Below are 8,431 nucleotides of genomic sequence, written 5' to 3' on the forward strand. Positions count from 1 at the left end.
GTGCTCGCCCCCTCCGATGCCGCCCGGCTCCGCCGCATCTTCAGCCTCCAGGGCCGCGGCGACCTCGCCGGCGCCGACAGCCTGGATGCCCTGCGGGAGGCCATGGCGAGTTTCGACGGCAGCCCCCTGCGGGAGACCGCGACCAACCTGGTCTTCGCCGATGGCGTGCCCGACAGCGGGCTGATGCTGATCGGCGAAGCCCCCGGCGGCGACGAGGACCGGCTCGGCCGCCCCTTCGTCGGCGTCTCCGGGCAGTTGCTGGACCGGATGCTGGCCTCGGTCGGCCTGTCGCGGGAGCGGGACTTCTACATCACCAATATCCTGCCCTTCCGCCCGCCCGGGAACCGCACGCCCACGGATGCCGAAATCGCCCTGTTTCTGCCCTTCATCCTGCGCCACATCGCGCTCGCCAAGCCGCGCCGGCTGCTGCTGCTGGGCGGCGTCGCGGCCAAGGCGCTGCTGCGATCTCGCGAAGGCATTACCCGGCTGCGGGGCCGTTGGCTTGAAGTAACGACACAAGAAGAAACCACGCTGCCGGCCCTTCCCACCCTGCATCCTGCCTACCTGCTCCGCACCCCCGCAGCCAAGCGAGAAGCCTGGGCTGACCTGCTCCTTCTCCGACGCACCATCGACGGGCAACAGTAACGCCAAGCTGAATATCTTTACCTGATTTCGCCCGAATGATGATCATCGTTTCACGCCGGAGGCAAACTCGTCTGCGGATGATGGTGCATTTGAGGGGTTGCGCCCGCCTGCCATAGGCCGCTAACGGGAACGGCCATGCGAGCGATCGGTCCCATGGCCCGTGCGACCCTTCGCCCCCTGCTTCGCGGGGTCCTGTGGGGCGCGGCGCTGATGGCGGGTGCAGCAGCCCCCGCCCAGGCGCAGAGGGCCGCAACCCAGTACAGCAGCCTGAGCAGCACCCCTGCCCTCACGGGTCAGTCGGACCTCCCTGCCGCAAGCGCCCAGCCGGCCCCGCGCGCCAACGGCGGCCGGCCCGGCCTCAGCCAGACCGCCATGCTGCTGCCGCGCCCGGCACCGAATGGCGGCACTGCCGGCCTGCCGCAGGTGCTCGCCCCCTCCGATGCCGCCCGGCTCCGCCGCATCTTCAGCCTCCAGGGCCGCGGCGACCTCGCCGGCGCCGGAGCCGAGACCACCCGCCTCGCCGACCACCGCCTGCTCGGCCATGTCCTCGCCGATCGCTGGCAGCGCGCCGATGCCCGGCCCCAGGCCGCCGAGGTCCAGTCCTGGCTCGGCCAATACGCCGACCACCCGGATGCCCCCCGGCTGCACGCCATGCTGGCCGCGCTGCTGCCCCGCGGCACCGCCCTGCCCGCCCCGCCGCCGGACCCGGACAGCCTCACCCCCGGTCTCTCGCTGGCGCCGGAGGAACGCGACAGCGCCGCCGTCGCCCGCAACCCGGCCCTCGACCGCGCGATCCGCGACCATGCCCGCGCCGGCAATGCCCCTGCCGCCCTGGCGCTGATCGGCCGCACCCGCGGCATGACCCCGGGCTATGCCGCGGTGCTGCGCGGCGAGCTGGCCATCGGCCTGTTCCGCGCCGGACGCGACGAGGATGCCTATCGCATCGCCGCCGAGACCGCCCCGCCCGAGCAGGGCCGCGCCGATACCGGCCTCGCCGCCTTCGCCGCCGGCCTCGCGGCCTGGGGCCTCGAGCGCTACGAGGTCGCCCTGCCCTGGTTCGAGCGCGCCGCCCGGACCGAGACCGCCGCCCCCGCGCTGCGCTCCGCCAGCGCCTTCTGGACCGCCCGCGCCGCCGTCCGCGCCCGCCGGCCGCAGCTCTATGTTACCTGGATGATGCAGGCGGCGCAGGAGCCCCGCACCTTCTACGGCTTGGTCGCCCGCCGGGCGCTGGGCCTCGGCAGCACCTTCGCCTGGGAAGGCGAGCTCGCCGGGGAAGCCGAGACCGCCGCCCTGGCCGAGACCGCCGGCGGCTGGCGCGCCCTCGCCCTGCTCCAGGTCGGCCAGCCCGCCCGGGCCGAGGCCGAGCTGCGCCAGCTCTGGGCCCGCGCCCGCAGCAATCCCGGCCTGACCCGCGCCATGCTCGCGGTCGCCTCGCTGGCCGGGATGAACGGCCTCACCTCCCAGCTCGCCGCCGCCAGCCAGGCGGAAGATGGCCGCCCGCGCGACTTCGCCCGCTTCCCCCTGCCGCCGCTGCTGCCGCAGGGCGGCTTCCGCATCGACCCCTCGCTGCTCTATGCGCTGGCGCTGCAGGAAAGCCGCTTCGATGCCGCCGCGGTTTCCCCGGCCGGCGCCCGCGGGCTGATGCAGATGATGCCGGCGACCGCCAGCTACGTCGCCAACGATCCCTCCCTCGCCGCCGAGAGCGTGCACCGGCTGCACGAGCCCGCCTTCTCGCTGGAGCTCGGCCAGCGCTACGTCCACTACCTCGCCCGGCATGAGGCGGTGGAGGGCAACCTGATCCGCCTGCTGGCCGCCTACAACGCCGGCCCGGGCAACCTGCAGAAGTGGCTCCCGGCCAGCAGCCACCGGGACGACCCCTTCCTCTTCATCGAATCCATCCCGATCGACGAGACGCGCGGCTTCGTCCAGCGGGTCATGGCCTATTCCTGGATCTACGCCAGCCGGCTCGGTCTGCCCGTCCCCAGCCTCGACCAGCTCGCCGCCGGCAGCTTCCCGAAATTCGCCAGGCCGGAAGACGTCACCGCCATGCTGCGAAGCCGCCCCCGCGCGCTACATTGAGGGCGACACGCGGGAGACTGCCCCATGCCCATCGATGAATCGTTGCCCTTCGTCGCCGTCAACATCGCCGTCCTGACCGTCTCGGACACGCGGGACATGGCCTCCGACCGCTCGGGCCAGACCCTGCAGGACCGGATCACCGGTGCCGGCCACCATTGCGTCGCCCGCGAGATCAGCCGCGATGAGGCCGACGGCATCGAGGCCATCCTCCGCCGTTGGATCGCCGATCCCAGCATCGACTGCGTCATCACCACCGGCGGCACCGGCATCACCGGCCGCGACGTGACGCCGGAGGCCTTCAAGCGGGTGCTGGAGAAGGAGATCGAGGGCTTCGGCGAGCTCTTCCGCATGCTGAGCTACCGCAAGATCGGCACCTCCACCATGCAGTCCCGGGCGATCGGCGGCGTCGCCGACGGCACCTACCTCTTTGCCCTGCCCGGCAGCACCGGCGCCTGCAAGGATGCCTGGGACGATATCCTGCTGTTCCAGCTCGATGCCCGGCACCGGCCCTGCAACCTGGTGGAGCTGATGCCGCGGCTGAAGGAACACCTGAAGGCGGCCTAGATTCGGTCCGTACGGTTTCGGACGGACTGGGCGGAGCAGAAGGCCGCAGGCTTGGTGATACGATGGCATAGCCAAGCTTTCCCTTGCCATCGCAGCGGCGAGGGCGCATGTACCCCCTGCCGGCGGCTGCACGCCCCGGTGGTGCCCGGCCGCGTGAGCGGCCACCCCGTCCAGTTTTAGTCCGCGCGCGGCCAGAAAGGCTGCCTTTGCTGGGCGATCCTGGACCCGGTCGAACTGCCGGTGCACAGGAAGCCCTCTTCCGGATCGACCCAGCCACGCGGGGTCTCCACCTGAAACCCGCGGCGACCCATGACCGGGTCCGCGTCAGGCGCCGCGCGACGACTGGGATACAGTATTTACGTGACAAGCTTCACCGACCTCGGCCTCGCCGCGCCCCTCCTGCGCGCGCTTGAGGAGTCCGGCTACACCACCCCCACCCCGATCCAGGCCCAGGCGATCCCCCTCGTGCTCGAAGGGCGCGACCTCCTCGGCATCGCCCAGACCGGCACCGGCAAGACCGCCGCCTTCGCCCTGCCCATCCTGCACCAGCTCGCCGCCAAGGGCGGCCGGCCGCCGCGCGGCGGCTGCCGCGTGCTCATCCTCTCCCCCACCCGGGAATTGGCGACGCAGATCGCCGATGCGGTGAAGACCTACGGCGGCCACCTCGGCTTCTCCGTCGCCACCGTCTTCGGCGGCGTGCCGCATGGCCCGCAGCGCCGCGCCCTCTCGGCCGGCGTCGATATCGTCGTCGCCACGCCGGGCCGCCTGCTCGACCATCTCGCCGCCGGCACCGCCCGGCTCGACCGGGTCGAGACGCTGGTCCTCGATGAGGCCGACCAGATGCTGGACAAGGGCTTCCTGCCCGCCATCCGCAAGCTGATCCCGACCCTGCCGCGCCAGCGCCAGACGCTGTTCTTCTCGGCCACCATGCCGGTCGAGATCGGCCGCCTCGCCGGCGACCTGCTGAACAACCCCGCCCGCGTCGAGGTGGCCCCCGTCGCCACCACCGCCGAGCGTGTCTCCCAGCGCATCCTCCACGTCGAGACCGGCCGCAAGCGCGCCCTGCTGGCGAAGCTGCTGCAGGGCGAAGGCGTTGGCCGCACCCTGGTCTTCGCCCGCACCAAGCACGGCGCCGACCGCGTGGTGAAGCAGCTCGAGCAGGACGGCCTCTCGGCCAATGCCATCCACGGCAACAAGTCCCAGGGCCAGCGCGAGCGCGCCCTGCAGGAATTCCGTGACGGCATCGCGCCGATCCTGGTGGCGACCGACATCGCCGCCCGCGGCATCGACGTCGACAACGTGACCCACGTCATCCAGTACGACCTGCCGGACGTGCCCGAAAGCTACGTCCACCGCATCGGCCGCACCGCCCGCGCCGGCGCCTCCGGTGAGGCCGTGGCCCTGGTCGCGTCGGAGGAGCTGGACAAGCTCTGGGCCGTCGAGAAGCTGGTCCGCACGCCGATCCCGGCGGAGGACCACCGGATGGACCAGTCCGTCCCGGTCGCCCGCGCCCCGGCCAATGGCAAGTCCGCCGGCCGGCCGCAGCAGCATCGCGGCGGTGGGCAGAACCGCGGCCGTGGCGCCCCGGGCGGCGGCGCGCCGCGCTCCGGTGCCCCGCGCCCGCAGGGTCAGCGCCCGACCGGTGCCGCGCCGCGCGGCCCGGATGCCGGCCAGACCCGCCGGCGCGCCATGCCGGCGGCCATCGCCTCGGTGGGTCGCAAGGACCGCCGCTGGCGCGATGCCGACTTCCGTGAGGGCGGCGCCGCCCCCGGCGCACGGGACGCCACCTGGCGCGTCGGCGGCGAAGACTGATCAGCCGCCCCACGGCGGACAAAGGAAAGGCCCGGGGTCATCGACCCCGGGCCTTTTTCATGGGTTCAATCAGGGACTAGCGCTGGCAGCGACTAGCGCTGGGCGATGATCTGGTCGCGGTCCGGGACCTCGATCGGCGTCACCATCACCTGCGCCGTGCCCTGTTCCTTCATGCCCAGGTCCTGCGCCGTACGCGGGCTCAGGTCGATCACCCGGCCGCGTGCATAGGGGCCGCGATCCTCGACCTTCACCTCGACGCTGCGGCCATTCTCCAGGTTGGTCACCCGCGCCGTGGTGCCGAGCGGCAGGGTCCGGTGCGCCGCCGAATTGGACCGCGCATCGAAGCGCGCCCCATTCGCCATGCGGCGCCCGTTGAAGCGCTGCGCGTAGTAGCTGGCGGTGCCGCGCTGCGGCCGCGCCGCGGTCGGGCGCTGCTGCGGCCTGGTGGCCGCCTGACGTTGCGGCCGGGCGGCCGTCGGTTTCTGCTTGTGCGCATTCGCTGCGCGCTGGTGTTGCGTGGTCCGCGCGCGCTCGGCGGCTTCGGCGGAAGTGGACAGGTTCGGGGTGGCGACACCCAGAACCATGAGGGCCGCGCCTGCGGCCATGGCCATGATCCGTGTCATGCCACCGCTTACGCCTCAGCGAGCCGTTAGTTCATTGCCCCCTCCGGCCGCGGTTCGCGGTTTCCCCGCCGTCCGTGCTAAGCACCGCCGCATGACCATCCAGACCAGGACCGTGGCGGAGGCCGAGGCGGATACCCGCCTCGACCGCTGGTTCCGCCGCCACTTCCCGCAACTCACCCAGGGCGCGCTGCAGAAGATGCTGCGCACCGGCCAGATCCGCATCGACGGCAAACGGGCCGAGGCCAATACGCGCCTCGCCTCCGGCCAGGAGGTGCGGATCCCGCCCCTGCCCGATGGCCCGCCCCCGGCGCGGGACCAGTTCCTCGTCTCCGGCGAGGATGCCGAATGGCTGCAGACCCTGGTGATCCACCGGGACGACAGCGTCATCGTGCTGGACAAGCCGCATGGCCTGCCGGTCCAGGGCGGCCCGGGCATCACCCGCCACCTCGACGGCATGCTGGACGCGCTGCGCTTCGGCTACGAGGACCGGCCCCGCCTGGTCCACCGGCTGGACCGGGACACCTCCGGCGTCCTGCTGATCGCCCGCACGCCAGGGGCGGCCGCCTTCCTCGCCAAGGAATTCCGCGGCCGCGGCGTCGAGAAGACCTACTGGGCCGTGGTCATCCCGCAGCCGCAGCAGCGCGACGGCCGCATCGACATCGCCCTGCTGAAGCAGGACGGCCCCCGCGGCGAACGGGTGATGGCGATGGACGACCCCGATGCCGGGGCGCGGGCCATCACCGATTTCCGCACCCTCGATGCCGCCAAGGCCCGCGCCGCCTGGCTCGAGCTGAAGCCGCTGACCGGCCGGACCCATCAACTGCGCGTGCATTGCGCCGAGGGCCTCGGCACACCGATCCTCGGCGACGGCAAGTACGGCGGCGCCGCGGCGCATATGGACGGGCTTTCCGGCGAGTTGCACCTGCATGCCCGGGCGCTACGCCTGCCGCATCCCGAAGGCGGCACCCTGGAAGCCTCCGCCCCCCTGCCGCCCCATATGAAGGACACCTTCGCCTATTTCGGCTTCGAGGCCCCGAAGACCTTGAAACCCCGGCGGGTCGCGCCCGTCTCCAAGCGCTAGGACCTGCGCCCACCTCGCCACAGCCCGGAGACGCCGATGTCGGATGCCCTGCCCCGCCCTGCCCGCCGCCGCTGGCTGCGCTGGGTCCTCGGGGCGTTCCTGCTCCTCGTGCTGCTGCCGCTGGCCGGTGCCGCCGTCTTCCTCGCCACCTTCGACCCGGCGGCGCAGAAGCCGCGGATCGAGGCCGCGGTGAAGGCGGCGACCGGCCGGACCCTGACCCTGGCCGGGCCCATCGGGATCAAGCTCGCCCTGGTCCCGACCGTCACCCTGGAAGACGTCGCCCTCGCCAACATGCCGGGCGGCAGCCGGCCGGAGATGGCCCGCATCCGCCGGGTGGAGGTGGAGCTGGCCCTGCTGCCGCTGCTCTCCCGCCAGGTCGCGGTGAAGCGGCTGGTCCTCCAGGCCCCCAATATCCTGCTGGAGACCGATGCCGAGGGCCATCCGAACTGGGCCTTCACGCCCGCCGAAGCCCCCGCTCTCGGCACGCCGCCCCCCGCCGCACCCGCCGCCGCCCCGGCGACCGCGGCGCAGGAGGCCGGCCGCCGCCTCGGCATCGCGGTGGACCGCGTCGACGTCACCGAGGGCCGCCTCACCTGGCGCGACGGCCGCAGCGGCCAGTCCCGCCTGCTGGAGATCGCCCGGCTCGAGACTAGGGCCGATGGCGCCACCGGTCCGCTCAGCCTCTCGGGCCAGCTCGCCCTGGATGGCACGCCCTTCACCCTGCAGGGCCAGACCGGCTCGCTCGCCGCCCTCACCGACCCCGCCGCCGGCTCCCCCTGGCCGCTCCGCCTGGCGCTTGAGGCTGCCGGGGCGAAGGTGACCGCCGATGGCACCATCGCCCAGCCGCTCCAGGCCCGCGGCTGGCGGATGGCGCTGGAGGCCCGCATCCCCGAATTGCAGCGCCTCGCCCCGCTGCTTCCCGATGCGCCCCTGCTGCCGCTGCGCGACGTGGTTCTCGTGGCGAAGGCCGCCGATGCCGGCCCCGGTGTCCTGCCGGCGCTGAGCGACCTCCGCCTCACCCTCGGCGCGGCGGCCCTGGATGCGCTGCTGCCCGGCCTGCAGCTCGCCAGCCTCACCGCCAGCCTGCCGGCCCAGGACCAGCCGCTCACCCTGGCGGCGGAGGCGACCCTATCCGGCGTGCCGCTCCGCCTCGGCGGCACCCTCGGCGCCCCGGCTCTGCTGCTGGCTGGTACCCCGCAGCCCTCTGACACTCCGAAGCCCTGGCCGCTCGACCTCACCCTCTCGGCCGCCACCGCGACGGCCGCGCTCAAGGGCACCGTCGCCGATCTCCGCAAGCGCACCGGCATCGACCTCGCCCTGGCGCTGCGGGTGCCGGAACTGGCCGCCCTCGCGCCGCTCGCCGGCACGCCGCTGCCCGCGGTGCGCGACATCGCCCTCGATACGAAAATTGCCGAGCGCGGTCCGGGCTTCGCCGCCGGCGCCTTCCTGCGCGGGCTGCGCCTCACCTCCTCGGCGGCGGATGCGGCGGCGGCGGAGCTGACCTATGTGGTCGGCCAGCGGCAGGGTATCGCCGGCAGCTTCACCTCCGGCCGCATCGACCTCGATGCCCTGCGCCCGCCCGCGGCGGCCCCCAACCCCGCCTCCACCGCGGCCCCGGCCCCTGCCC

At 73.3% G+C, this 8,431-nt stretch carries 7 protein-coding genes; 6 read left to right on the top strand and 1 reads right to left on the bottom strand.

All coding sequences use genetic code 11. From position 1 onward, the window contains the following. The 4 genes from AC0IW9_RS29565 to AC0IW9_RS29580 form a co-directional block, all read left to right on the top strand. Positions 1-645: uracil-DNA glycosylase (locus tag AC0IW9_RS29565; RefSeq protein WP_471651894.1), on the top strand; the 645-nt coding region annotated here is incomplete at its 5' end. A 153-nt stretch (positions 646-798) separates the two neighbouring features. Then, a complete protein-coding gene (locus AC0IW9_RS29570) occupies positions 799-2,724 on the top strand; it encodes a lytic transglycosylase domain-containing protein (RefSeq protein WP_471651895.1) in 1,926 nt (641 codons plus the stop codon). Between the two features lie 24 nt (positions 2,725-2,748). After that, positions 2,749-3,288, top strand: a complete 540-nt coding sequence (moaB, locus tag AC0IW9_RS29575) for a molybdenum cofactor biosynthesis protein B (protein WP_471651896.1) — start codon at positions 2,749-2,751, stop codon at positions 3,286-3,288. A gap of 360 nt (positions 3,289-3,648) precedes the next feature. Further along, positions 3,649-5,100, top strand: a complete 1,452-nt coding sequence (locus AC0IW9_RS29580) for a DEAD/DEAH box helicase (protein ID WP_471651897.1) — start codon at positions 3,649-3,651, stop codon at positions 5,098-5,100. A gap of 92 nt (positions 5,101-5,192) precedes the next feature. Here the strand turns inward: AC0IW9_RS29580 and AC0IW9_RS29585 are convergent, their stop codons facing one another. Continuing rightward, positions 5,193-5,705 (bottom strand): septal ring lytic transglycosylase RlpA family protein, encoded by a 513-nt coding sequence (locus AC0IW9_RS29585; protein ID WP_471651898.1) that lies wholly within the window; start codon positions 5,703-5,705, stop codon positions 5,193-5,195. 109 nt (positions 5,706-5,814) lie between these two features. Between AC0IW9_RS29585 and AC0IW9_RS29590 the strand changes: the two genes are divergently transcribed. Both AC0IW9_RS29590 and AC0IW9_RS29595 read left to right on the top strand, forming a co-directional pair. After that, positions 5,815-6,804 (top strand): RluA family pseudouridine synthase, encoded by a 990-nt coding sequence (locus tag AC0IW9_RS29590; protein WP_471651899.1) that lies wholly within the window; start codon positions 5,815-5,817, stop codon positions 6,802-6,804. A gap of 36 nt (positions 6,805-6,840) precedes the next feature. Then, on the top strand, positions 6,841-8,431 hold a 1,591-nt coding region (locus AC0IW9_RS29595), incomplete at its 3' end, for an AsmA family protein (RefSeq protein ID WP_471651900.1).

The sequence above is a fragment of the Belnapia sp. AC561 genome (assembly GCF_979252845.1).

Coding starts and splice junctions, on each gene's coding strand:
- moaB (WP_471651896.1), top strand. CDS start 2,749: ATGCCCATCGATGAATCGTTGCCCTTCGTCGCCGTCAACATCGCCGTC.
- AC0IW9_RS29570 (WP_471651895.1), top strand. CDS start 799: ATGGCCCGTGCGACCCTTCGCCCCCTGCTTCGCGGGGTCCTGTGGGGC.
- AC0IW9_RS29585 (WP_471651898.1), bottom strand. CDS start 5,705: ATGGCCGCAGGCGCGGCCCTCATGGTTCTGGGTGTCGCCACCCCGAAC.
- AC0IW9_RS29590 (WP_471651899.1), top strand. CDS start 5,815: ATGACCATCCAGACCAGGACCGTGGCGGAGGCCGAGGCGGATACCCGC.